At 73.3% G+C, this 25,050-nt stretch carries 22 protein-coding genes; 9 read left to right on the top strand and 13 right to left on the bottom strand.

Translation table 11 applies throughout. From position 1 onward, the window contains the following. The coding region (locus tag KME80_RS31870) for an AfsR/SARP family transcriptional regulator (protein WP_219510202.1) at window positions 1–3,195 on the bottom strand (3,195 nt) is incomplete at its 3' end. Between the two features lie 41 nt (window positions 3,196–3,236). After that, on the bottom strand, window positions 3,237–4,139 hold the full coding sequence (locus KME80_RS31875) for an inositol-3-phosphate synthase (RefSeq protein WP_219510203.1): 903 nt from the start codon (window positions 4,137–4,139) through the stop codon (window positions 3,237–3,239). A 59-nt stretch (window positions 4,140–4,198) separates the two neighbouring features. Between KME80_RS31875 and KME80_RS31880 the strand changes: the two genes are divergently transcribed. Then, window positions 4,199–5,539 carry an NAD(P)/FAD-dependent oxidoreductase gene (locus KME80_RS31880; protein ID WP_219510204.1) on the top strand — a complete coding sequence of 447 codons (1,341 nt, stop codon included), beginning with the start codon at window positions 4,199–4,201 and terminating at the stop codon, window positions 5,537–5,539. Here the strand turns inward: KME80_RS31880 and KME80_RS31885 are convergent. Continuing rightward, a complete protein-coding gene (locus tag KME80_RS31885) occupies window positions 5,493–6,137 on the bottom strand; it encodes a hypothetical protein (RefSeq protein WP_219510251.1) in 645 nt (214 codons plus the stop codon). The two genes, KME80_RS31880 and KME80_RS31885, sit on opposite strands and share 47 nt — an antisense overlap. A gap of 20 nt (window positions 6,138–6,157) precedes the next feature. Between KME80_RS31885 and KME80_RS31890 the strand changes: the two genes are divergently transcribed. Beyond that, on the top strand, window positions 6,158–6,322 hold the full coding sequence (locus KME80_RS31890) for a hypothetical protein (protein ID WP_219510205.1): 165 nt from the start codon (window positions 6,158–6,160) through the stop codon (window positions 6,320–6,322). Here the strand turns inward: KME80_RS31890 and KME80_RS31895 are convergent. Beyond that, on the bottom strand, window positions 6,298–7,860 hold the full coding sequence (locus KME80_RS31895; RefSeq protein WP_246646100.1) for an ABC transporter substrate-binding protein: 1,563 nt from the start codon (window positions 7,858–7,860) through the stop codon (window positions 6,298–6,300). The two genes, KME80_RS31890 and KME80_RS31895, sit on opposite strands and share 25 nt — an antisense overlap. 186 nt (window positions 7,861–8,046) lie before the next feature. Here KME80_RS31895 and KME80_RS31900 point away from each other — a divergent pair, with 186 nt between their 5' ends. Beyond that, entirely contained in the window at window positions 8,047–9,921 is a 1,875-nt protein-coding gene (locus KME80_RS31900) for a sensor histidine kinase (RefSeq protein ID WP_219510208.1), read from the top strand. Further along, window positions 9,914–10,270 carry a DUF742 domain-containing protein gene (locus KME80_RS31905; RefSeq protein WP_219510209.1) on the top strand — a complete coding sequence of 119 codons (357 nt, stop codon included), beginning with the start codon at window positions 9,914–9,916 and terminating at the stop codon, window positions 10,268–10,270. Before KME80_RS31900 ends, KME80_RS31905 begins: the two co-directional genes overlap by 8 nt. A 32-nt stretch (window positions 10,271–10,302) precedes the next feature. Here KME80_RS31905 and KME80_RS31910 read toward each other — a convergent pair whose 3' ends face one another. The 7 genes from KME80_RS31910 to KME80_RS31940 are packed head-to-tail and all read right to left on the bottom strand — an operon-like array spanning window position 10,303 to window position 18,040. Beyond that, on the bottom strand, window positions 10,303–11,178 hold the full coding sequence (locus tag KME80_RS31910) for an ABC transporter ATP-binding protein (RefSeq protein WP_219510210.1): 876 nt from the start codon (window positions 11,176–11,178) through the stop codon (window positions 10,303–10,305). Further along, window positions 11,175–11,912: an ATP-binding cassette domain-containing protein gene (locus KME80_RS31915; RefSeq protein WP_219510211.1), complete on the bottom strand. Its 738-nt coding sequence runs from the start codon at window positions 11,910–11,912 to the stop codon at window positions 11,175–11,177. Before KME80_RS31915 ends, KME80_RS31910 begins: the two co-directional genes overlap by 4 nt. After that, entirely contained in the window at window positions 11,909–12,754 is an 846-nt protein-coding gene (locus KME80_RS31920; protein ID WP_219510212.1) for an ABC transporter permease, read from the bottom strand. Before KME80_RS31920 ends, KME80_RS31915 begins: the two co-directional genes overlap by 4 nt. Beyond that, window positions 12,751–13,767, bottom strand: coding sequence for an ABC transporter permease (locus tag KME80_RS31925; RefSeq protein WP_219510213.1), 1,017 nt, complete (start codon window positions 13,765–13,767; stop codon window positions 12,751–12,753). Before KME80_RS31925 ends, KME80_RS31920 begins: the two co-directional genes overlap by 4 nt. A gap of 3 nt (window positions 13,768–13,770) precedes the next feature. Continuing rightward, complete coding sequence (locus KME80_RS31930) at window positions 13,771–15,408, bottom strand: ABC transporter substrate-binding protein (protein WP_219510214.1); 1,638 nt, start codon at window positions 15,406–15,408, stop codon at window positions 13,771–13,773. Window positions 15,409–15,426: 18 nt separating this feature from the next. Further along, entirely contained in the window at window positions 15,427–16,974 is a 1,548-nt protein-coding gene (locus tag KME80_RS31935; protein ID WP_219510215.1) for a hydantoinase/oxoprolinase N-terminal domain-containing protein, read from the bottom strand. Next, the gene (locus KME80_RS31940) at window positions 16,967–18,040 is read right to left on the bottom strand and encodes an S-methyl thiohydantoin desulfurase family protein (RefSeq protein WP_219510216.1); all 1,074 of its coding nucleotides are present in this window, start codon (window positions 18,038–18,040) and stop codon (window positions 16,967–16,969) included. The genes KME80_RS31935 and KME80_RS31940 overlap by 8 nt, the downstream gene beginning before the upstream one ends. 122 nt (window positions 18,041–18,162) lie before the next feature. Between KME80_RS31940 and KME80_RS31945 the strand changes: the two genes are divergently transcribed. From KME80_RS31945 to KME80_RS31965, 5 genes are all read left to right on the top strand, one after another. Then, window positions 18,163–18,618, top strand: coding sequence for an RpiB/LacA/LacB family sugar-phosphate isomerase (locus tag KME80_RS31945; protein ID WP_246646101.1), 456 nt, complete (start codon window positions 18,163–18,165; stop codon window positions 18,616–18,618). Then, complete coding sequence (locus KME80_RS31950; RefSeq protein ID WP_219510217.1) at window positions 18,611–18,835, top strand: hypothetical protein; 225 nt, start codon at window positions 18,611–18,613, stop codon at window positions 18,833–18,835. Before KME80_RS31945 ends, KME80_RS31950 begins: the two co-directional genes overlap by 8 nt. A gap of 39 nt (window positions 18,836–18,874) precedes the next feature. Then, entirely contained in the window at window positions 18,875–19,024 is a 150-nt protein-coding gene (locus KME80_RS31955; protein ID WP_219510218.1) for a hypothetical protein, read from the top strand. A gap of 27 nt (window positions 19,025–19,051) precedes the next feature. Continuing rightward, entirely contained in the window at window positions 19,052–21,649 is a 2,598-nt protein-coding gene (locus KME80_RS31960; RefSeq protein ID WP_308126008.1) for a Tex family protein, read from the top strand. 113 nt (window positions 21,650–21,762) lie between these two features. Beyond that, window positions 21,763–22,821, top strand: coding sequence for a hypothetical protein (locus KME80_RS31965; RefSeq protein WP_219510219.1), 1,059 nt, complete (start codon window positions 21,763–21,765; stop codon window positions 22,819–22,821). Between the two features lie 782 nt (window positions 22,822–23,603). On the opposite strand, the gene KME80_RS31970 is transcribed toward KME80_RS31965, so the two are convergent. Together KME80_RS31970 and KME80_RS31975 are read right to left on the bottom strand one after the other, a co-directional pair. After that, window positions 23,604–24,050, bottom strand: coding sequence for a hypothetical protein (locus KME80_RS31970; RefSeq protein WP_219510220.1), 447 nt, complete (start codon window positions 24,048–24,050; stop codon window positions 23,604–23,606). A 97-nt stretch (window positions 24,051–24,147) separates the two neighbouring features. Next, entirely contained in the window at window positions 24,148–25,041 is an 894-nt protein-coding gene (locus KME80_RS31975; RefSeq protein WP_219510253.1) for a sigma-70 family RNA polymerase sigma factor, read from the bottom strand. Window positions 25,042–25,050 lie beyond the last annotated feature (9 nt).

Genomic DNA, 25,050 nt, shown 5'->3' on the forward strand with positions numbered 1-25,050 from the left:
GGGGGGGCGGCCGCCGCGGAGGAGGCAGGCGCCCGCCGCCAGCATGGCGTCGGCCTCGTCGAGCCGGTGGCCGAGCTCCCGGTGCAGCTCGGCGGCCCGCAGCGCGTCTCCGGCCGCCCCCTCCGGGAGGCGGGCCGACACCGTGAGCGCCTGCCCTTCCAGCCGCCGCAGCCCGTGCGCGCGGGCGAGCGCGAGCGCCTCGGAAACGCGCCGGGCGGCCTCCCCGGAGGTCCCCGCGCGCTGCCGCATCGTCGCCAGCAGGAGGTGGGCGCGGGCCTTGGGGTACGGGTGCGCCCCCCGCTCGGCGTAGGAGGCGACCACCCGCTCCAGGAGCGCGCACCTCCCGTCGAGGTCCGCGGTCTCGTCCACCCAGGCCAGCGTGGACAGCGCCTCGTCGTGCTCGCCCGCGACCCCCCTGCCGCGCGTGGCCTCGACGGCCCGGCGCGCGTGCTCCACGGCGGCGCCGACGTCGCCGCGCAGGTAGTGGGTCATGGCGACGCTGCCGTAGGCCGCCGCCTCCCGGAAGCGCGAGCCGAACTCCGGCTCGCCGCCGAGCGCCACCCCGAACGCCTCCTCGGCCGCGCCCAGGTCGCCGAGCGCCAGGTGCACGTCCCCCAGGATCGCGTACGCGCGCCCGCGCCACGACCGGCTGCCGCCGAGCTCCCGGAACAGGTCGATGGCGCGCCGCTGCTGCTCCAGCGCCTCCCCGGCCCGTCCCTGCCACAGCAGGGCGAGGGCGTGGTTCTCCAGGGTGGCGGCCAGTTTGGCCGACGGTTCGAGCTTCTCCCAGACGCGGATGACGCGCTCGTAGTGGCGGGTGCTGCCGGCGAGGTCGCCGCGGCTGGTGCCCGCCGTGGCCAGGTTGGTCAGCGTCATGAGCACGCCGGGCGTCCAGCCGATGTCCTCGTAGTGGGCCGAGGCGCGCTCGTAGTGGGCGATGGCGGCGTGCGGGTCGTTGAGCACGAGCCGGGCGTTGCCCAGCGTGTGGTGCATGCTGCCCTGCCCGGCGGTGTCGCCGGCCTGTTCGGCGGCGCGCAGCCCGGCGCGGGCCAGGGAGAGGATCACCTCCAGGTGGACGCGCCCGTTCATGAACGCGCGCAGCACCTCGATCAGCCGCCACAGCATCCGGTGCGCGCCGAGCTGGATCGCCTGGTCGAGGACGGCGAGCAGGTTGTGCTGTTCGGCGTCGAGCCAGGCGCGGGCCCGGGCGGGGTCGTCGAGCGGCTCGGCGTCGAGCGGCGGGTCGTCGGCGCTGAGCGGCAGCAGCTCGTTGGCGGGCGCGAGGAGGGCGGCGGCGGCCCGCGCCGTGTGCAGGTAGTAGGCGTGCAGGCGGGTGCGGGCGGGCTCGTCGTCCGGCTGCCGCCGCTCGCGCGCGTACAGGTGGATCAGGTCGTGCAGGCGGAAGCGGCCGGGCGCGTGCTCCTCGATGAGGTGGGCGGAGGCGAGCGCGCCCAGCAGGCGCGTGGCCGTGGCGGCGTCGGCGCCGGCGAGCCGGGACGCGGTGGCCACGGTGAAGTCGCAGCCCGGCGCCAGCCCGAACCGGCGGAACAGCAGCGCGGCGTCGGGGGCGAGCGAGGCGTACGAGCGGCCGAAGGCGGTGGCGACGGCCGCCCGCGGGTCGCCTTCGACGCTGAGCGTGCGCCACCGGTCGGCGCGCAGCTCCGCGGTGTAGCTCTCGACGCCGAGGCCGGGCCGGGCGGCGAGGTTGGCGCCCGCGATGCGCAGGGCGAGCGGCAGGTGGCCGCAGAGCCCGGCCATCTCGGCGACCGCCCCGGGCTCGGCGCCGATCCGGTCGGGCCCGGCCACGTCGGCGAGCAGGTCGCGGGCCTCGACGGGGGTGAGCGTGCCGAGCGTCAGGCTGCGGGCGCCCTCCAGGGCGACCAGGCCGCGCAGGCTGTCGCGGCTGGTGACGATCACGGCGCAGCCGGTGCCGCCCGGCAGCAGGGGGCGCACCTGGCCGGCGTTCGCGGCGTTGTCGAGGACGACGAGCAGCCGCCGGCCTGCCGTGAGAGAGCGGTAGAGGTCGGCCTGTTCGGTCGCGCCCGCGGGGACGGAGCCGACGCCGAGCGCCCGCAGGCAGCGGGTGAGCGCGCGTTCGGGGGGCACCGGGTCGCCCTGGCCGTAGCCGTTGAGGTCGACGTGGAGCTGCCCGTCGGGGAACTCGGCCGCCAGCCGGTGCCCGGCCCGCACGGCCAGCGCCGACTTCCCGGCCCCGGCGGCCCCGGTGACGAGTACGATCTGGCGCTCGCGGAGCAGCGCGCAGAGCCGGTCGAGCTCGGCCCGGCGGCCGGCGAACCCGGCGGTCTCCATGGGGAGCTGCCTCGGCACCACCCGCCCGCCCGCCGGAGCGGGCGAACCAGACGCGGACGAGCTGGACGCGGGCGAGCCAGGCGCAGTCGAACCGGGCGCGCGCGAACCGGGCGACGTCGTCTGCGGGTGGCCGGTCGTCAGCACCACGCGCCCGGCCGACGGCGGCGGGGCGCCGGACAGGATGCTCGCGTGCAGGTCGCGCAGGCGGGGCCCGGGGTCCACGCCCAGCTCGTGCGCGAACAGCCGCCGGACCTCCCGGAACAGCTCCAGCGCCTCCGGCGCGCGCCCGCCGTGCCACAGCGCGACCATGGCCAGCTCGTGCGGCCGTTCGCGGAACGGCTGCTCGTGCCGCAGCTCCCGCAGCACGACCGGCACCTCGTGGTGGCGGCCCAGCTCGGCCAGCGCGGCGGCGTACTCCTCCAGCAGCGCCCACCGCTCCTCCAGCAGCGGCCCGCGCACCCGCTGGTCGACCCAGACGCCGCCGATGCCCTGGAGCGGCTGGCCGCGCCACTCGTCCAGGGCCCGCGACCAGGCGCGGGCGGCGTCGGCGGGCCGGGCGGCGGCGCGCCCTTCGGCGGCCAGGCGGCGGAACCGGCCGAGGTCGACCCGGTCGGCGGGCACGGCCAGCGCGTAGCCGGCCGCGCCGCTGTCGATCAGGTCACCGGCGGCCTTGCGGAGCTGGGACACGTGCCCCTGCACGATGGTCTTGGCGGTCTTGGGCGGTTCGTCGTCCCACAGGGCCTCGCTCAGCCGCTCCACGGACACGTAGCCGCCGAGGTGCGCGGCGAGCAGCCCGGCGACGCACCTCTGCTGGGCTCCCCCCAGCGGCACCCCCGAACCGCCGCCGTCCCGCACCTCCACCGGGCCGAGCACGCGGATGTCCACAACGTCCGAGCATAATCACGCGGGCGAGCCGGGCGAGTTGATCAGGCGGGCGCCTTCATCAGCTCGCGTGAGACCTCGCCGAGGACGCCGCCGACGCCCCGGTCCAGGGCGGCCTTGGCGTGGCGGACGGCGTCCAGCGTGTTGCCCGCGGCGCTGGGCGAGTCCTCGACGCTCATGCGCACCTCGACCTCCAGCGGCGACCCGCCGAACCCCTCGCCTTCGAGGCGGATGTAGGCGACCTTGCGGTCCTCCAGGAACGGGATGTAGTCGGCGCCGACGTGGGCGGCGGTGCCCGCGCCCGCGACCTTGGTGGCCCGCTTGGTCTGCATGCTCACGGGGTCGAGCAGGTTGAGGAAGTCCATGTTGCCGCCGCCGAGCAGCTGGTAGCCGTCGCCGAGCCGTACCCCTCCCGAGGTGAGGGCGTCGACGAGCGCGCGGTGCACCAGCGTGGCGCCGAAGGAGCTCTTCAGGTCGTCGCCGACCAGCGGCAGCCCGGCGGCGGCGAACCGGGCGGCCCACTCGGGCGAGCGGGCGAGCACGGCGGGCATGCAGTTGACGTAGGCGCAGCCGGCCGCGAGGGCCGCCTCCGCGTACATCTCGCTCTCGCGCTGGGCGCCGGCCGGCAGGAAGCTGACCGCGACGTGGGCGCCGCGCAGCCGTTCCGCGGCCTCGTGCGGGGCGGCCACCTCGACGCCGAGGCAGGGCACGTCGGCGAACTTGCGCGCGTTGTTGGGCGCCGCCCAGATCGCCTCGGACAGGTCGAGGCCGATCTTGCCGGGGTCGGCGTCGAAGGCGGCCGTGAAGCGCACCTGGGAGACGGCGTAGCCGGCGCAGATCGGGTTCCGCAGGCCGGGGGCGTCACCGTCGCGGTAGTACTCCACCCCCTGGACGAGGGAGGACGCGCAGTTGCCCACGCCGATCAAGGCCACGTTCACAGTCGTCATGCGTGGATTTTCCCGTATCCGCAGGTTCGCGTGGCCCAGTCCACGGAAGGGCCTTTCACGTGACACGTATCGCGATCGTGGGCAGCGGATTCGGCGGCTTCGCCTGTGCCAGGCTCCTCGAACGGCGGCTGCGGCCAGGCGAGGCGGAGATCGTCCTCATCACGCCCAAGGACTACAGCCTCTACCTGCCCCTGCTGCCCCAGGTCGCCGCCGGGGTGCTGCAGCCGCGCTCGATCGTGGCGCCGCTGCACACCAAGCTGCGTCACGCCAAGCTGCTGCCGGGCGTCGCGATGGACGTGGATCTCGACTCCCGCACGTGCGAGGTGTTCAAGATCAGCGGGGAGACCGTGCGGGTGCCGTTCGACGTGATCGTGCTGGCTCCGGGCAGCAAGACGCGCACGTTCGACATCCCGGGCCTGTCCGAGCACGCGCGCGGCATGAAGACGCTGGCCGAGGCCGTGTACCTGCGCGACCAGGTGATCGCCCAGCTGGAGCTGGCGGCGATCGCCCACGACGCCGAGGAGCGGGCCTCGCGGTGCGGATTCCTGGTGGTGGGCGGCGGCTACTCGGGCGTCGAGACGGCGGCGACGCTCCAGCTCGTCACCCGCAAGGCGCTGCACCGCTTCCCCGGCCTGGACCCGGGGCTGGTCCGCTGGACGCTGATCGACATCGCGCCCAAGCTGATGCCGGAGCTCGGCGAGCAGCTCGGCGCCGCCGCGATGCGGCTGCTGCGGCATCGCGGCATCGACGTGCGGCTGGGCGTCACGGTGGAGCGGCTGACGGGCGAGTCGGCCGCGCTCACCGACGGCACCACGCTGCCCACGCGTACGGTCGTCTGGACCGCCGGGGTGACGCCGAGGCCGGTGGTGGCGAGCCTGGGCACCGAGACGGTCAAGGGACGGCTGGTGGTCGGCACCGACCTGGTGGTGCCGGGGCACGGCGGCGTGTTCGGGCTGGGTGACGCGGCGGCGGTGCCGGACCTGACCAGCGCCTCCGGCCTGCCCTGCGCCCCGACGGCGCAGCACGCCCACCGGCAGGCGGCGACGGCCGCGTACAACGTGGTGGCGGCGCTGCGCGGGCGGCCGCTGCGCGAGTACCGGCACCACGACATCGGCTTCGTCGTGGACCTCGGCGGCGCGGACGCGGTGGCCAGGCCGTTCGGGATCGACCTGGCGGGCCCGCCCGCGCAGCTCGTGACGCGCGGCTATCACCTGCTGACGGCGCCCACGGGCCGTTCCAAGCTGCGCATCGGCGGCGACTGGCTGCTGAACGCGATCACCGGCGACGACCTGATCAGGCTCGACTTCCTCCAGGACACGCCGGGCACGCTCGACGACCTGGAGCACATGCCGATCAGGCGGGGCCAGAGCCGGGAGCGGGCAGGGGCACCCCCACGGTGATCTCGTTGCCGAGCTTGTGCTCGCCGAGCAGCCCGAGGTCGTCGCCGCTCCAGAACCGGCCGGGGTCGTACCAGTTGGGGCGCCGGCCCGCGGGCAGCAACCCCATCTCCTCGTACGTGACGGCCACGATCTCGGCGCAGTAGGCGCGCTCCAGCGTGTGCTCGCGCTCGCGGCGGCGCAGTTTGGGCACGCGGCCGCGCAGCCAGCGCCCGGCCAGCCGGGCCGTCGAGGGGAACGGCGTGCCGTCGAGCCTGGCGACCGCGCGCAGCGCCGCGTCCTCCATCTCGCGGGTGGCCTGCGGTTCGAGCTGGCGCAGCCAGGCCCGCTGGCCGTAGCGGGCGGCCCAGACGGTGACGGCGTCGCGCAGGTCGTGCAGTTGCACGCCCCGGTGGTGGCCGCCGGCCCACAGGTCGGGCAGCGACCTGCCGAGCTCGGCGTGCCACATCATGGGCGGCAGGTCCTCGATGACGATCGCCATGCCCACGTGGTTGACCGGGCTGTTGGTCATCGTCTGGATGGCCCGGTCGGGCACCGAGCGCCCGCGGAAGACCCACAGGTCACCGGTCCTGGTCAGCTCAACGGCCTCGTCGAGAGTCAGCACACGGCTAGCCTAGGCACATGCGCTGGTGGAAGATACTCGGGCTGGCCGGGATGGCGGGAGTGGCCGCGACCGGGGTGGCGATCGCGCGGGCCGAGCGGCGGCGCCGCGCCTACACCCCGGAGGAGATCAGGCAGCGGCTGCGCGAGCGGGCCGGGGATCAGCCGGAGGGCCGCAGGTCGTAGACGAAGACGACGTCCGGGTAGGCCGGGTTGTCGTCGTAGCCCTGCACGCCGCCCAGGTAGGCGCGGCGGTAGTTGACCACCCACGGCATCGCCGCGGCGGCCTGGTCGTCGAGGACCTGCTTGGTGGCGCGGGCGAACATCCGCTGGGCGGTCGCCCTGTCGGTCACGGTGAGCTCGGGCAGCGAGTCGAGCAGCGCGTCGGTCGCCGGGTGGTTGAGGTAGGCCAGGTTGAAGACGGGCGGGTTCGCGCTGCGGAAGACGTTGCCGAACCAGGAGTAGCCGTCGGCGTAGTCGGGCCACCAGTACATGACGAGGATGTCCTGGCCGCGTTTCTTGCCCAGCTCCCACTGCTGGGACCAGGGCAGGGCGCGCACCCGCAGCGTGATGCCGAGCCGGGCGAGCGTGGTGCGCAGGCTGCGGGCCAGCAGCCGCTGGTCGGTGTCGCCCTCGGTGTAGGTGAGCAGCAGGCGCAGCGGCCTTCCGCCGGGTCCGTAGCCGGCCTGGCGCAGCAGCCTGGTGGCGCCCGCCAGGTCCTGCCGCGGCGTCCGGCCGGGCACGTGGCCGACGAGCCCTTCGGGCACGACGCCGCTGGCGGGCGTGACCGCGCCGCGCAACGCCCTGACGACGCCCTCGTAGTCGACGGCCTTCTGGACGGCCCGCCGTACCCGCACGTCCTTCATGGGGCCGGTCGCGGTGTTGAAGAGCATCATCGCCGTCTGGAACGAGGGCCGCTCGACCGTGCGCAGGCCCGGCGTGCGCTCGGCCCGCGCGTACAGGCGCGGGGCGAGCCGGTGCACGAACGTCGCCTCGCCGCGCGTCAGCAGCTGGAAGGCCCGTTCGGGCTCGGGCACCACGCGGAACTTGACCGAGCGGTAGTGCGGCCGGTCCCAGCCTCCCCAGTAGCGGTCGTACGACCGCAGCGTGAGCTCCTCCTCCTGGCCCCGCCGCCAGGAGGCCACCGTGTACGGCCCGGTCCCGGCGTCGCGGCCGGCGCCGAACCAGGCGGTCAGGTCGCCGGCCGCCTGGGTGTCGTAGACGTAGGCCGCGTAGGCGGAGGAGGCCACGACGTCCAGCGGGACCGGGTAGCGCAGCGAGAACGTGACCGTGGCCGGGTCGTCGGCCCGGATGGAGGCGACGGAGTCCCAGATGTAGTGGGCCCCGGCCTTGAGCTGCCGGGTGCGCTCGATCGACGCCTTGACCGCGGCGGCGTCCAGCGGCCTGCCGGTGTGGAAGGTGACGCCCTGGCGCAGCGTGAACGTCCAGGTGCGGCCGTCGGCGGAGGAGCGCCACGAGGTGGCCAGGCGGGGGCCGGTCTTCTTGGTGACCGGGTTCCACAGGGTGAGGGTCTCGTAGATGTTCTGCATGGCGATGATCTCGTTGGAGTAGGACCGGGACGGGTCCCACTCCGTGATCACGCCGGTGTTCTCGACGTAGACGAACGCCGACTCCCCCGGTGACGCCTTCGGGACGGGCGCCTGAGCCGAGCAGGCCGCCAGTGTGATCACCAGCGCGGCGACCGCGGCGAGACGACGGCGCAACACTTCTCCCTCTGTGACCGATCTACTGGCGAAACCTACTGCATGATCAACGCCAAGTGTCCAAAAGTGCCGAAAAATTGGGCATTCCGGAGATCGAATTGCTATTCTCATGGCTTGTCCCGTCCGGGGTTGCCAGCAGGGGACCGACCGGAGTGAGGTGTCATGGGTCGTAGCCGCACGATCCGCATGAAGATCATCGGCCTGCTGCTGGTTCCGCTCGCTTCGATGGTGGTGCTGTGGGGCGTCATCACCGTCGTCACCGCGGGCGAAAGCCTGGAGCTGCGCCAGTACACCACGCTCTGGACCAACCTGCGTCACCCCGCCTACAAGCTCGGCACCGAGTTGCAGCGTGAGCGCCTCGCCTCGGTGAAGCTGCTGCGCGCCGGGAGGGCGGCCGACCGTTCGGCCCTCACCCAGCAGCGCGCCCGCAGCGACAAGGCAAGGCAGCAATTCAGGATGCTCTCGGGCCGGTCCCGGGACACGTCGGAGGCGATCCGCAAGCAGGTGGACGCGGTGTACACCGAACTGGACGGGCTCGACGCCATCAGGGGCGAGATCGACACGGGCCTGGCCGACCGCCTGCGCGCGGTCGAGGCGTACAACGCGATCATGGACTCGCTCTTCGGGCTGCACCGCCGGGTGGGGTTCATCAAGGAGATCCCGATCTACGAGCAGGCGCGCGTGGTCATCGACCTCGGCTACGCCAAGGAGCTGCTCACCCGCGAGCAGGCCCTCGCCCTGGGCCCGACCACGCTCGCCGAGCGCCGGGTCTTCACCCAGATCGTCGGCAACCGGCGCTTCCTGCTCGACCACGCGCTCGGCGAGCTGGACCCCGCGCTGCGCGAGGCCCAGGTGTCCATCATCACCTCGCCCGACTACCAGCGGATGCGGCTGATGGAGGACCAGATCATCGCGGGCGGCTCGCCGCTCGGCTGGCTCGACACCACCGAAGGGCTGGCCAAGTCGTTCCAGGACGCCCAGCTCAAGGCCAGCATGGCGCTGTCGGCCCGGTCCGAGCCGGTGGCCGACTCGGTCCTCACCCGGGCGCTGCTGCTGGCCGGCACCGCGCTGCTGCTGATCGTCGTGTCGATCGCGTTCTCGCTGCGGATGGGCAACCGGCTCTCGCGCGAGCTGGGCACGCTGCGCGAGGCGGCGCTGGAGGTCGCCAGGGAGCGGCTGCCCGAGGTCGTGGCCAAACTGCGCAGGGGGGAGGCGGTGGAGGTGCCCGAGCTGTCGGTGACCAGCACCACCGTCGAGATCGACGACGTGGGCCAGGCGTTCTCCACCGTCCAGCAGACCGCCGTCGAGGCCGCCGTCGGCCAGGCGCAGCTCCGCGACGGCGTCGGCCACGTCTTCCGCAACCTGGCCAGGCGCAGCCAGGCGCTGCTGCACCGCCAGCGCATCCAGCTGGAGGGCATGCAGCACCGGGCGACCGACCCGGAGGCGCTGGACGACCTGTTCCGCCTGGACCACCTGACGACCCGCATGCGCCGCCACGCCGAGGGCCTGATCATCCTGTCGGGCGCCACCCCGGGCCGGGGCTGGAGCAAGCCCGTCCCGCTGCTCGACGTGGTCCGCGGCGCCACCGCCGAGGTGGAGGAGTACCCGAGGGTCGTCGTCGAGCCGATGCCCGCCCAGCGGCTGGCCGGGCCCGTGGTCGGCGACGTCATCCACCTGATCGCCGAGCTCATCGAGAACGCCACCGTCTACTCGCCGCCGCACACCTCGGTCGTGGTGCGCGGCGAGGTGGCCGCCCGAGGCTTCGCCGTGCACGTCGAGGACCGCGGGGTCGGCCTGACCCCCGAGGAGCTGGCCGACCTCAACGAACGGCTGGCCAGCCCGCCCGAGTTCGACCTGGCCGACAGCGAGCGGCTCGGTCTTTTCGTCGTTTCCCGCCTGGCCGCCAGGCATGACATCCGCGTGACGTTGCGCGGTTCACCATATGGAGGGACCACCGCCATCGTGCTGATCCCGGCAGAGCATGTGACAGATCCTCCCGACGAGCCGGAGGAGCCCATCCGGCAGCCGGCCCGTCCGATGCGGGTGGTGCAGGGTGACTGACGAGCGCTGGCTGGACGAGGACGCCGGTCCGATCGTCCCGGCCTACCTGCTGACCCGAGGCCGCACCGTGCCCGCGAGCGAGGCCATCGACCTCATCGCGGTCATCATCACCTCCGGCGGCCTCGCGCCGCCGTCCGGCCTTGGGCCCGAGCACCTGATCATCCTGCAGAAGTGCACCCGGCCGACCCGGCTGGTGGACGTCGCGGCCGAGCTGAACCTGCCCATCGGGGTGGTCCGGGTGCTGGTCGGCGACCTGCACGAACAGCAGCTCGTCCAGGTCGAGTCGCCGCCCCCGGCGCCGGACGCCACGGTCCTCCTGGAGGTGATCACGGGCCTCAAGGCCCTGTGATCCCCTCCTCGCAGGCCCGGTGACCGGGCTCCTCAGGAGCCCGCGAGCACGTCCTCCGCGCGGTGGCAGGCGACCCTCCGGCCGGCCACCTCGCGCGGCTCAGGCGCCCGCTCGCACTGCGGCGCCGCGAGCGGGCAGCGCAGCCGGAACGGGCAGCCCGACGGCGCCGGCCTGGCCTCCGCCCGCCCCCGCGCCACCGGCGGCGGCCCGCCCAGCTTCGGCACGGCGTCGCGCAGGGCCAGCGTGTACGGGTGCGCGGGCCGGCCGAGCAGGTCGGCCGTCGGGCCCGACTCCACCACCCGGCCCGCGAACAGCACGTGCGACGTCCGGCAGAGCCGCTCCACGACGGCCAGGTTGTGCGTGATGAGCAGCCGTTCGGTGTCGAGCCCGGCGAGCAGGTCGAGAATCCTGGCCTGGACGGTCACGTCCAGCGCGCTGGTGGGCTCGTCGAGGATGAGCAGCCGGGGCCGGACGGCGAGCGCCCTGGCGATCACCACCCGCTGCCGCTGGCCGCCGGAGAGCTCGTGCGGCCTGCGCGTGGCCAGGTCCGGCGCGAGGCCGACCTGTTCCAGCAGCTCGGGGACGCGGTGGCGGCCGGACCTGGGCAGCGCCTCGGCGATCGAGCGGCCGACGCGCATCCGGGGGTCGAGCGACTCGGCCTGGAAGACGGGCTGGACGTCGGCCCGGAACGCCTTCCGGTCGGCTTTCCTGAGGTTCTGCGTGCCGTACCAGATGTTTCCGGACATGGGGGTGAGGAGGCCGAGGAAGGCGCGCGCCAGCGTGGTCTTGCCGGACCCGCTCTCGCCGATCAGGCCGGTGCCGCCCTCGGCGAGGTCCAGCGTCACGCCGTGGACGACCGGGGTGCGGCCGTAGCCGAGCGTCACGTCCTCCGCCCGCAGCAGGGTCATGGCAGGGCCTCCAGCAGCTCGCGGGTGTAGGGGTGGGCCGGGCGCGACAGCACCTCGGCGGCGGGGCCGCTCTCCACGACCGTGCCGTCCCGCATCACGAGCACCCGGTCGGCGATCGTGGAGACGAGGGCCAGGTCGTGCGAGACGAGGAGCAGGGCCAGCCCGCGTTCCTCGCGCAGCCGGCGCAGCACGCCGACCACCTCGGCCTGCACGGTCACGTCCAGGGCGCTGGTCGGCTCGTCGGCCAGGATCGCCTCCGCGCCGAGCGCGATGGCCAGCGCGATCGCGAACCGCTGCGCCTGGCCGCCGGAGATCTCGTGCGGATAGCGGCGCAGGATGCCGGGGTCGAGCATGACCGCCTCGGCGGCCTCGGCCAGGACGCGCTCGCCCGACGGCAGCCCGTGCAGGCGGAGCGCGCGCCGCATGAGGACGCCCAGCCGGGTGGTGGGGCTGAGCGCGGCCTGCGGCGACTGCATGACGAGGGCCACGCGGGCGCCCCTGATCGCGCGCAGCTCGCGCGGCGTGGCCGTCAGCACGTCCACGCCGCACACCCTGACGTGGCCGGAGACGTCGGCTCCCTCGGTGAGGCCGAGCAGCGACAGCAGCGTGGTCGACTTGCCCGACCCGCTCTCCCCCACGACCGCCACGCACTCGCCCGCGCGCAGGTCCAGCTCGGGCACCCGGGCGACGACCCGCCCGCCGTAGGCGACCTGGAGGTCGCGCACCTCGATCACTTCACGATCCTCCGCGGGTCGAGCGCGCCGCGCAGCCCCTCGCCCAGCACGTTGAACGCGAACGCCGTCACCAGGATCGCCAGCCCGGGGAAGGTGACGACCCACCAGTTCGTGGTGAACAGCGTCTGGCCCTGCTGCACCATCAGCCCCCACTCGGCGACCGGCTCCTGCGCGCCCAGCCCCAGGTACGACAGCGCGGCCGCGGTGAGGATCACCCCGCCCGCGTCGAGCGAGAGCTGGACCAGGACGGGCGTGAGCGAGTTGGGCAGCACGTGCCTGACGACGACCAGCGGCGCGGGGACGCCCAGGCAGCGGGCGGCGTCCACGTACGGGCGGTTGGCGATGGAGGCGGCCGTGGCGGCCGACAGCCGCGCGTACCAGGGCCACCAGGTGACGGCGATGGCCACGACGACCGTGGTCACGCTCGGCTGGAGCACCACGGCCAGGGTCAGCGACAGCAGCAGCGCCGGGAAGGCCAGGAACACGTCGGTGACCCGCATGATCACGTCGCGCACCCAGCCGCCCGCGTACCCGGCGACCACGCCCAGCGTGACGCCCACGGCCGCCGACACCGCCAGCACGGCCACGGCGATCGACAGCGACGTGCGGCCTCCGTACAGCACCCGGGTGAGCACGTCGCGGCCGACCTGGTCGGTGCCGAACCAGTGCGCGCCCGACGGCGGCAGCAGGGCGTTGACCGGATCGACCTCGTCGGCCGGGTACGGCGCGATCCACGGCGCCAGCAGGGCGGCGAGCACCACGAGCACGATGAGCGCCGCGCCCGCGAGGGCGAGCCTGTCGACGGAGCCGGGCAGGGCGCGGCGGGTCACGAGCGCGGTCACCGGGCCCTCGCCCTCGGGTCGACGACGCCCTGGAGGAGGTCGACGACCAGGTTGGCCAGCACGTAGACGAGCGCCACGAGCAGCGTGACGCCCGCGATGGCCGGCGTGTCGCCGGAGAAGATCGAGTCGACCGCGTAGCGGCCCAGGCCCGGCCAGTTGAAGACGGCCTCGACCAGGAACCCGTTCACGATCGCGTAGGCGAACACGAGCGCGATCAGCGACAGCACCGGGTTGAGCGCGGGCCGCAGCGCGAACCGGGTCAGGATGGACGTCTCGCGGAAGCCGAGCGCGCGTTCCAGCCGGGCGTGGTCCTGGCTCGCCTCCTCGATCAGCGTGGCGCGGACCATCTGGGCGATCACGCCGGCCGGATAGGCGGCCACGACGAGCGCGGGCAGCACCAGGTGGCGCAGGGTGCTGGTGAAGATCGGCCAGTTGCCGGTGATGAGCGCGTCCACGATCGTGATGTTGGTCCAGAGGGTGAGCGGGCTGGTCGTGTTGAGGCTGTCGTCGTACTCGCCGGCGACGGGGAACCAGCCGAGGTTGCTGGCGAAGACGGTCTGGAGGGCGAGGGCAAGCCAGAAGACGGGGACGGAGACGGCGAGCATGCTCGTCACCCGCACCCCCAGGTCCGGAAATTTCGTCTTGTAGCGGGCGGCGAGCACCCCGACCGGGACGCCCACCGCGATGGCCAGTAACAGCGCGGCCCCCACCAGCTCCAGGCTCGCCGGGAACGCCAGCGCCAGGTCGTCCAGCACCGGCTGCCGGGTCCGCAGGCTGGTGCCCCAGTCGCCCGTCACCAGGTCCCGGACGTAGGCCCCGAGCTGCACCCAGACCGGCTCGTCCAGCCCGAACCGCTCACGCGCCTGCGCGAGCTGCTCCGGCGTCGCCTTCGGCCCCGCGTACGCCACCGCCGGATCGCCCGGCACCAGCCGCATGATGACGAACGTGAGCACGATCACGCCGGCCACGACCAGGAGCGCCTGGCCGAGCCGGCGGATCAGGTAGCGGGCCACGGCTCAGGCCGCGGGCTTCAGGTCGTAGAAGAAGACCACGTTCGGATAGGCCGGGTTGTCCTTGTACCCCTGCACGCCCGCCGTCAGCGCCCGCTGGTAGGTCTGCACGTACGGCACGGCCACCGCCGCCTTGTCGTTGACGATCTGCTTCTGCAGCTTGTCGTAGGCCATCTCGGCGGCGAACGGGTCGGTGGCCGTGAGCCGCGGCAGCCCGTCGATCGCCGCGTCGATCCCGGCGTCCTTCAGGTACGACAGGTTGAACTCCGGCTTGTCCGAGCTCCTGAACACGTTGAGGAACCACGAGTACGGGTCGGCGTAGTCCGGGTACCAGTACATGACGAACACGTCCTGGCCCTTCTTCTTGCCCAGGTCCCACTGCGCGTTCCAGGCCATCGGCCGCGCCTGGAGGGTCACGTTCAGCTTCTTCAGCGCCGAGCTGAGCAGCGTCACGAACAGCTTCTGGTCGTCGTCGCCCTGCGCGTAGGTCATGGTCAGCTTGAGCTCGGGGTTGTCGGGCCCGTACCCGGCGGACGTCATCAGCTCCTGCGCCATGGACAGGTCGTGCACCGGCTCCATGCCGAACACGTGGCCGAGCAGCCCCGGCGGCACCAGCCCGCTCGCCTTCTGCCCGGAGCCCTTCAGCGCCGACACCAGGCCGTCGTAGTCGATGGCGTACTGCAGCGCCTGCCGCACCCGCACGTCCTTGGTCGGCCCGCTCTCGGTGTTGAACAGCACCAGCAGGTTCTGGAACGACGGCGTCTGCGACGCCTGCACGCCCTCGGTGGACCCGGCCTGCTGGAAGAGCTGCGGGTTGAGCCGCTGGACGAAGTTCACCTCGCCCCGCTTGAGCAGCTGCCAGGCCGTGGTGATCTCCGGCGTCACCCGGAAGGCCACCTTCTTGTACTGCTCGGGCTTCCAGCCGCCCCAGTAGTCCTCGAACGCCTTCAGCGTCAGCTCGGTCTCCTGGCCCTTCCTCCAGCTGTCGATCGTGTACGGGCCGGTCCCGGCGTCGCTCTTGCCGTCGGCGACCGCGTCCACGGCCTCGGTGTCGTAGATGTAGGCCGCGTAGCCGGAGGAGGCCACCAGGTCGAGCGGCGCCGCGTACTTGAGCGAGAACTTCAGCGTCGAGGCGTCCGGCGCCTCGATCGTGTCGACGGCCCCCCAGATGTAGGCCGCGCCCGCGTTCTTCTTGATCGTGCGTTCGATGGCCTTCTTGGCCGCCTCGGCGTCCATGGGCGCGCCGGTGTGGAACTTCACGCCCTGGCGCAGCTTGAACGTCCACTGCTTGCCGTCGTCCGCCGACGACCACTCGGTGGCCAGGCGCGGCTCCGGCTTCTTCGTCTCGGCGTTGTAGCGGGTCAGGCCCTCGTAGATGTTGGACATGGCGATGATCTCGTTGGAGTACGAGGACGCCGGGTCCCAGTCGGTCACCACGTCCAGGTTCGGCGCGTAGACGAACGTGGCGTCGTTCTCCTTGCCGCCCGGCTCGGCCTGGGCCGCCGTCGGGGCGCCCGTGCCGTCATCCGCCGTCGGCTGCGGGGTGCCCCCGGCGCCGCGCACCTGGCCGCCCGCGCACGCGGACGCGGCCAGGGACAGGATTCCGACGACTCCGGCGACCAGCAGGCGCTTGTGCCAGCGCATGGGGGGATCCTTTCTCTGTCACCGCGCGAGGGGTCCGGCGGCTTTGACGTGTACGCGCACGGCGGGTTCGGCGAGGTAGCTCAGCGGCACCTCCAGCAGGTCGACGATCTCGACCCCGGCCGGATCCGCGCCCGCGGCGACGGCTCGGGCAGCCGCCTCCTCTTTAACCCTTTCGATAGCCTCTGCCCGGCTTTCGTGCGCAGGCATGATCGTATCGACTCTGCCGCTCGCCAGGGCGATGGCGGCGCCGACGGCGTTGGCGACCTCGGCGTGCTCGGGCCTGATCACCCGGCTCACGCCCGGGAGGTCGGCGGGCAGCAGGAACGCGCCGCCCCCGACGACGACCAGCGGCCGGCCGGCCCGGCCGAGCGCCATCCGGTCGACCGCTTCCGCGGCCGCCGCGTCGGCGAGCGCGAGCGCGGCGCGCAGCTCCGCGAGATCGGCGCCGGACGCCGCCAGCCGGTCCGCCCAGCCCGCCGGCCCATCGGGCAGGCGGCCCGCGGCCACGGCGGCGTCCGTGAGCGTCGGGGTCCGGCCGCCGAACACCAGCGCCTCCTCGGCGATCCGGTAGCCGACCGAGTCCGGCCCCACGGCCCGGCCGCGCACCACCGTCCCGCCGCCGAGCGCGATCGCCAGGATGTCCGGCATGCGGAAGTTGGTGAGCACGCCGCCGATCTCCACGGCCGCCGCCGACTCGCGCGGGAACCCGCCGGCCAGCACCCCGAGGTCCGTCGACGTGCCGCCCACGTCCGCCACGATCGCGTCCGGCACCCCCGACAGGAACGCGGCCCCGCGCAGCGAGTTGGCCGGCCCGGACCCGATGGTCGACACCGGCAGCCGCGCCGCCTGCTCGACCGTCATCAGCGTGCCGTCGTTCTGCGCCAGGTACGGCAGCGCGTCCAGGCCGCGCTCGGCCAGCGTCGCGGTGAGCGCCCCGGTCACCTGCGCGGCCACCCGGTACAGCGCCGCGTTCAGCACGGTCGCGTTCTCGCGCTCCAGCAGCCCCAGCGAGCCGATCTCGTGGCTCGCCGACACCGGCAGCCCGTACTCGGCCTGGACCAGCTCCCGCACGGCCAGCTCGTGCCCGGCGCTCGACGGGCTGAACACCCCGGTGACCGCCACCGCGTCGGCGTCCGTCCCGTCCAGGAACCGCCGGATCGCGTCCAGGTCCAGCCGCCCGATCTCCCGGCCGTCCACGTAGTGCCCGCCCGGCACCACCGCCTCGCCCGCCGACACGACCTCGCGCAGCTCACCCGGCCAGTCCGACAGCGGAGGCACCGACGTGGTCGCGGGCGCCCCCAGCCGCAGCACGGCCACCCGGCCCAGGTCACGACGCTCCAGGATCGCGTTCGTGGCGTGCGTGGTGCCCAGCATGACCCGGCCGATCCGCTTCCTCGCGTACGGGTCCAGCCAGGCGAGCACGGCGTCCAGGGCGGCGCGCAGGCCCTCGGTCACGTCCCGGCTCGTGGGCCGCTTGGCCTTGGCGATCACCCGGTCGGAGCCGTCCAGCACGACGGCGTCGGTGTTCGTGCCGCCGACGTCGACCCCGACACGCAAGTCAGCCATGCCGCGTCTCCAGCTCTTCGACGGGCACGTACTCCAGGTCGTGGCCGAACGCCCGGGGCCCGGCCGTCTCCAGCCCCCTGGGGGTGCGCCACAGCGGGTCGCACGGCCAGGCGAGCACCGCCACGCGCTGGCCGTAACGCAGGCCCTCGGTCTGCACGGCGGCGGCCGTCTCGGTGTCGGCCACCGTGATCAGGTCCGGCACCATGGCCCTGACCCGGCCGTCCTCGACCGCCACCAGGTTCTCGTTCTGCAGCTCCAGCGTGAGCGTGCGGCCCCGGTCGCCGCCGGTGCCCTCGATCGTGGCCGTGCCCCGGACGAACCCGCCGCTGGTGCGCCGCTCGACGTCGGTGAGCTTGCCGGTGATCAGCCGGACCGCGCCCAGCTCGCTCCGCAGCGCCTCCAGCGGGTCCGCGGCGCCCTCGGTGGCCCGGCCGATCTCCAGCGCCCGCGTCACCGTGCCCTCGATCACCGCCCCGCGCGCCCGCCCGGCGGTGATCACGTAGTCGGCCATCAGCGCGTGCGACCCGGCGGCCACGCACACCGCCCGCGCCAGCCGCTCCGACCACAATCCGTCCACCGGGCGGATCGTCACCACGTTTCCCGCGACGTCCGCCATGACCACCAGGTCGGCCGGCAGCCCCGCCACGTACATGGACACCATCTGGACCTCGGGGAACGCCCGGCCCATCCCGTCGGCGTCGAGCAGCGGCAGGCCGAGCTGCGCCGCCCACGCCACGGGGGCGACCCCGTTCGCGCCGCCGATCTCGGACGACATCACCGCCGCCGGCGGGCGGCCGAAGATCCGCTCGACCTCCTCGGCGATGCGCCTGGGCTCGTCCTCGCCGTGGATCATCTCGTGGCTGACGGTCGGCGCGCCGATGCCCGACAGCGGGACGATCAGCGCGTCCTCCGGCAGCTCGGCGAGCCGTACCAGCGGGACGGGGCCGTACGTCCTGATGGCCCGCCGCGCGGCCAGCGCCCCGGTCCGCACGTCACCGCCGCCACCGGTGCCCAGGACCGCACATCCCCGCGCAAGAGCGGAAATATCATCTTCAACGATGTCCATATGGCGACACAACCAAGCACAAACGGGGTGATCGCGCCAGCCGGTTACTCCCCTCGTCGCTGATTCCGTTGTCTGATAGAGCTGAACACGTTGCCTGAAGCCGGACCCCCGGAAGGAGCGCCATGCGGATCGCGGTGGCCGCCGACAGCCTCGACGGGATCGCCGAGCGGGTGGTGACGGCGCTGCGCGAGCGCGGTCACGAGGTCGTCCCGCACGGCGCGCTCAACGACGGCGAGCGCGCCGACTGGGCCTGGGCCTGCGAGGCGGCGGCCCGCGACGTCGCCGAGGGCCGCGCCGACCAGGCGGTGGTGTGCTGCTGGACCGGCACCGGCGCGTCGATCGCGGCCAACAAGGTGCCCGGCGTCCGCGCCGCCCTCTGCGCCGACGCCTACACCGCGGGCGGCGCCCGCACCTGGAACGACGCCAACGTGCTCGCCCTCAGCCTCCGCCTCACCTCCGCCGTGGTGCTCGACGAGATCCTCGACGCCTGGTTCGCGAGCAGGCCGAGCACCGATGCCGTCGATCAGGCGAACATCTCTCATCTCTCCGAGATCCCGATATCGTCGGGCAATGGCTGACTTCCGGTGCACCCACTGCGGCGCGACAGGGCTGCAGACAGGCTTCGTCATGGACAGCGGGCAGTACTCCCAGGGCTTCGCCAACTGGGTGGAAGGCGCTCTGGAGCGCGGCGTCTTCGGCGGGGCCAAGCTGTCCGGCCGCCCGAGGTGGGAGATCGACGCCTACCGTTGCCCCCGCTGCTTCCACCTCGAACTCTTCGCCGGCCGCCCCGCCTGACCGCGCCGAATCGTCGGTGCGGCGCTTTAGGGTGCAGGCATGACGGACGTCCTCCTGCGCGACGGCCGCCCGCGGGTGCTCGGCGGGCCGGCCGCCGACCCGCCCCGCGACCTGCGGCCCGGTAGGGAGGCGGCCGTTCACCCTCGGCGCACCCTGGTCATGGAAGACGGCGTCGTCCTGCACAATTGACCGGCGGGACCATCGAAAGGCAGGCAAGTGCTCTCTATTCACCAGCGGATCGCGGAAGAGCTCGGCGCGCGCGAGGGGCAGGTGCGGGCGGCGATCGAGCTGCTCGACGGCGGCGCGACCGTGCCGTTCATCGCGCGATACCGCAAGGAGGCCACGGGCGCCCTCGACGACGCCCAGCTGCGCACGCTCGAAGAGCGGCTGCGCTACCTGCGCGAGCTCGAAGAGCGCAGGACGGCGATCCTGGAGTCGATCGAGTCTCAGGGCAAGCTCGACGACGACCTGCGCGCCCAGGTCATGGCGGCCGAGACCAAGGCCCGCCTGGAGGACATCTACCTCCCCTACAAGCCCAAGCGGCGCACCAAGGCCCAGATCGCCCGCGAGCTCGGGCTGGAGCCTCTGGCCGACAAGCTGCTGGGCGACCCGGCGCTCGACCCGGCCCAGCTCGCGGAGTCGTTCGTCACCGAGGGCGTCGCCGACGCCGCGGCGGCGCTCGAAGGCGCCAGGGCGATCCTGATCGAGCGCTTCGCCGAGGACGCCGACCTCATCGGCGGCCTGCGCGAGCAGCTGTGGAGCCGCGGCCGGCTGGTCTCCAAGGTGCGCGAGGGGCAGGAGGAGGCGGGGGCCAAGTTCTCCGACTACTTCGAGTTCGGCGAGCCGTTCACCAAGCTGCCCTCGCACCGGATCCTGGCGATGTTCCGGGGCGAGAAGGAAGAAGTGCTCACGGTCACGCTGGAGCCCGAGGAGACCGCCGCCTACGAGCTGCGCATCGCCGGCCACTTCGGCATCGCCGACCGGGGCCGCCCGGCCGACAAGTGGCTGACCGAGACCGTCCGCTGGGCCTGGCGCACCCGCATCCTCGTCCACCTGGGCATCGACCTGCGCATGCGGCTCTGGCAGGCGGCCGAGGACGAGGCCGTGCGCGTGTTCGCCGCCAACCTGCGCGACCTGCTGCTGGCCGCCCCGGCCGGCACCCGCGCCACGATGGGCCTCGACCCGGGCCTGCGCACCGGCGTCAAGGTGGCCGTGGTCGACGCCACCGGCAAGGTCGTCGAGACCACCACCATCTACCCGCACGAGCCGAAGAAGCAGTGGGACCAGTCGCTGGCCGTGCTCGGCGCTCTGGTGCAGAAGCACGGCGTCGAGCTGATCGCCATCGGCAACGGCACCGCCTCCCGCGAGACCGACAAGCTGGCGGGCGAGCTGGTCAAGCTCATGCCGTCGGTCACCAAGATCGTGGTGTCGGAGGCGGGCGCGTCCGTCTACTCCGCCTCCGCCTACGCCTCGCAGGAGCTGCCCGAGCTCGACGTGTCGCTGCGCGGCGCGGTCTCCATCGCCCGCCGGCTGCAGGACCCGCTCGCCGAGCTGGTCAAGATCGACCCCAAGTCGATCGGCGTCGGCCAGTATCAGCACGACCTGGCCGAGACCAAGCTGTCCCGGTCGCTCGACGCCGTCGTCGAAGACTGTGTCAACGCGGTCGGCGTCGACGTCAACACCGCCTCGGCCCCGCTGCTCACCCGCGTGTCGGGCATCGGCGCCACGCTGGCCGAGAGCATCGTGCGCCACCGCGACGCCAACGGGCCGTTCAAGACCCGCACCGCGCTCAAGGACGTCGCCCGGCTCGGCCCCAAGGCGTTCGAGCAGTGCGCGGGCTTCCTGCGCATCCCCGACGGCGACGACCCGCTCGACGCCTCCAGCGTGCACCCCGAGGCCTACCCGGTGGTCCGGCGCATCCTCAGCTCGGCGGGCGCCGACCTCAAGTCACTGATCGGCAACACGTCGGCGCTGCAGGCGCTGAAGCCCGAGGAGTTCACCGACGACACCTTCGGCCTCCCGACCGTCACCGACATCCTGCGCGAGCTGGAGAAGCCCGGCCGCGACCCGCGTCCGGCCTTCAAGACGGCGACGTTCAAGGAGGGCGTGGAGAAGCTGTCCGACCTGGAGCCGGGCATGATCCTGGAGGGCGTGGTCACGAACGTCGCGGCGTTCGGCGCGTTCGTGGACGTCGGCGTCCACCAGGACGGGCTGGTCCACGTCTCGGCCATGTCCCACAATTTCGTGAAGGATCCCCGCGAGGTGGCCAAGCCGGGCGACATCGTCCGCGTCAAGGTCCTCGACGTCGACATCCCGCGCAAGCGCATCAGCCTGACCCTCCGCCTCGACGACGAGCTCCCCACGGCCACCGGCGCCGACGGCCGCCGCAACGGCCGCCGCTCCGACGCCGACGCCACAGCCACCGCCTCCGACAACGGCAACGGCAACGGCGCGGCCGGTGGCGGCAACGGCACCGGCGGTCGCGGGGAAGGCCGCTCCCGCGGCCGGGGCGACGGCGCCCAGCGTGGCCGCGGCGGCGACGGCCAGCGCGGTGACGGCAACCGCGGCGGCCGAGGCAACAACGGCGGCCGGGGCGATAGTGCCCGTGGTGACGGTGCCCGTGGCGACGGCGGCCGGGGCGGCGACGGTCGCGGCGACGGTCGCGGCGACGGCGGGCAGCGCGGACGTGACGGACAGCGCGGTCGCGGCGACGGCAACCGTGGCGGCCAGCGCCGCCAGGACCGCCCGCAGCCGATGGGCGCCATGGCCGAAGCCCTCCGCAAGGCCGGCCTCGGCGGCGACACCACCCGCTGACCCCAGGGCCCGCCGTTCCTCCACCGGCTCGGAACGGCGGGCTCCCGGGATGATCGCCCTCAGCGGAAGGCCGTACGCCCTGTCGTGGAGGTGCGGGGCGATACGGTCGAGGGGTGAGCACCACAGCGTTCGACACCACGATCAACCAGGCTCGCGACCTGCTCAGGTGGCGTTCGCCGCTGCGCACCGAGTTGTGGGCGGCCCGGCTCACCGCCGACCTGGAGGCGGCCGGGGACGACGGGCTCCTCGCCCAGCTCGTACGCGACGACCGCACCGAAGCCCGCCTCACCCTCGCCGCCCTGGCGGCCCTCCACCCCATCGAGGACGAGGCCACCGCACCGCCACCGGACACCGCCGAAGGCGAGACCACAGACGGCGACGACACCCCCACTGACTCCCCCGCCGGCACCTCCGTCTTCGCGCCGTACCGGCAGGCCGGGGTCGAGGCGACGGGGTCGCTGGCCGGCTGGGTGGCGCGGATGGGGCAGGTCTCCTGCGACGGCGCATGGTACGGCCCGGCAGATCGCTACGGCGAGCAGACCCTGGCCGCGCTCGCCTTCCGCTACGCCGACGGCAAGGAGCCGCACCTGCTCGTGGTGGCCATCGACCAGGTGCACGGCGGGCTGGCCGTCGACGCGGTCGTGGAGGAGCCGAAGTTCCTCGACGACCTCGACCTCGTCCCCACCGATCCGGGGGTCGTGGCCGGGCGGATCCTCGACGCGTTCGAGGTGACGGACCTGGTGCTGGGGGCGGAGGTCGCGGAGACGCTGCCCGCCGTCCGCCCGCTCGCGCTGTCACGCGCCCGCGCCGTCCCCGACCCGGTACGCCACCCGGTCGACGACCTGATCACCCGATTCCACGATCTTCCGGACCTGCCCGGGGCTCGGGAGGCGTTCGAGAAGCTCGTCGAGTTCCTGGGGGATCGGCCGTTGTGGTGGAGCCCGGCCAGGGTGACGCGGTTCCTCACCTCATGGCTTCCCCGTGAGGCGATCCTGTCGGACGCGGCCGTCGCGGCGATGCCCGACGTCGTCCGCGCCTGGACCCGCCACCACGGCGACCATCCGGAGATCCTGCGCCGCATCGACGAGGACGCCCCCCACCTGCCGGCGCTCATGGCCGACGACTCCCTCGCGAGCCTCGGCAAGCGCATCGCCCAGCAACACCACCCCTGAGCCCCGCCCTTCCCTCGGACACCTGCCCGGAAACGGACACTGCCCTCCGGAAGGGAAGAACCACCCCACCCCACCCCACCGGACGAAGGCGAACGACCGACCCCTCTCCCCCGGAGGGGCGGAGGGCCGGGCCCTCCCGGACACCCCTCCCCCGGAGGGGCGGAGAACCGATCCGACCGGACGCCCTCCCCCGGCGGGACGGAGTCCCCACTGGACGCCCACTCGCCCCGGAGGGACGGAGGGGCGGCCCTTCCCGGACGCCCCCGGGGGGCGGACGGCCCGCCCGTCAGGACGCCCTCTCCCCGGAGAAAGGGCGAGCCGATCCGACCCGACGCCCACCCCCGGCGGGACGAAAAACCCACTGGACGCCCGAATCCCCGGAGGGGCGGCGGCCCGGACGCCCCCTCCCCTCGGAGAGGCGGACGGCCCGCCCGTCCGGACGCCCTCTCCCTGGAGGAGGGCGGGCGGCCGGACCGGCCGTCACCCGACCGCACGAAGGGGTGGTCGGGTCGTCGTACGCGGGCCTCGTAAGGGGTGGGCGTCGTGCCGAGCCCCTCACGCGAACCCGGGCGCGGAGGGTGGCCGGGATGGTGGGCTCTGCGCATGGCGCGGGGACGGCTATGCTGCGCAGTGACGTTTACGCTGCCCCCGCTCGGGCGTTGCACAGGGAGATTGATTCTGCATGTACAAGGAGTTCGCCGCCGAGGCTGTCGTCTGGGTCGTGCCGATCGTGGTGCTCATCGGTCTCGCCCTGATGATCACCGCCTGACGACGCAGCAGGGTCAGCGGTAATACTCGTAGTGCACGACGGTGTTGACCTGCTTGTCGAAGCGGATCTCACCGTCGAGCCAGCGGTTCCACATCTTCGACAGCGATCTGGTCCGGACGGTGCATCCGCCCCACCGGACGCCCTTGGGTCGGATCTGGCCGACGTAGTCGTGGCAGGATCCGACCTTACGGTTGTTGACCTTGAGGCGAGCGTTCACGCTCACCGAGTAGAGGCGCTTGCTGGATGTGTTGGTGATGCGGACCTTGATGCGGCAGGTGTCCTTGCACCGGCCGAAGTAAATCTTGTAGCGGATGAGGTGCGGTTTCGCCGCGACGGCGGCCGCGGCCTCGGTGACGGACGCGGCGGCGCCGGCCCGCGTGGTAGCGGCCTCGGCGGGTGGGACGAGCACTCCCGCGGCGGCCGTGGCGATTAAGAGCGCGCCGGCAAGACTTCTGATCATGTTGCCCCCATGGCGAACCGGTTCAGCCGCCTCCCCCAGTTGAAGGCGGCATCTCCATTGACCACCGGCAGCCGGGCGACATCAAGGAGCGGGACGGTTACGAAGCCCAGGCGAGCAGCGGCCCGTCCTTGCTGAGCCGCTTGAGCGCCTGCTTCTCCAGTTGGCGAATCCGCTCCCGGGTCAGCCCCATTTGTCGCGCAATATCGCTATATGTCCAGACCTCTTCCCCGGCGAGCCCGTACCTGAGCCTGAGGATCACCGCCTCCCTCGGCGGCAGCGACGTGATCACCTCGTTCACCGAGACGCTCAGCGCCCGCCGCTCGGCCAGCTCCTGCACCTGCGGCCCGTCCTCGTCGGCGAGCAGGTCGCCGATGCTGCTCTCGCCGTTCTCGCCGACGGGCGTGTCCAGGCTGACCGGGTCCCTGGCGAGCCCGCGCAGCCCCGCCACCTGCTCCGGCGTGCGCCCGGCGGCCTCGGCCAGCTCGTCGTCGCCGGGTGTGCGGCCGAGCGAGGCGGCGAGCGCGCGTTCGGCCCGCAGCAGCCGCGCCAGCTCCTCCGCCACGTGGACGGGCAGCCGTACGGTGCGGCTCTTGTCGTGGATGCCCCGTTCGATCGCCTGGCGGATCCACCACATCGCGTACGTGGAGAACTTGTAGCCGCGCCGGTAGTCGAACTTCTCCACCGCCCTGATCAGCCCGAGGTTGCCCTCCTGGATGACGTCGACGAGCGGCAGCCCGCGGTGGGCGTAGCGTCGGGCGGCGGCGACCACCAGCCGGAGGTTGGACCCGATGAGCAGGTCCTTGGCACGCTGGCCGTCGCGGCGGACGACGTCGAGCTCGGCGGTGCCCGCGCCGGAGCCGATGAGGTGCCCGGCGTACAGCCCGGCTTCGATCCGCTGAGCCAGCTCCACTTCGTCCGCGGCGGTGAGCAAGGGGGTCGTGCCGATCTGCTTCAGGTAAAGGCCGAGCAGATCGGGCTCTTGGACCGGCATGCCGAGGCA

The organism is Nonomuraea ceibae (assembly GCF_019396325.1).
In the GTDB taxonomy this organism is placed as follows: domain Bacteria; phylum Actinomycetota; class Actinomycetes; order Streptosporangiales; family Streptosporangiaceae; genus Nonomuraea; species Nonomuraea ceibae.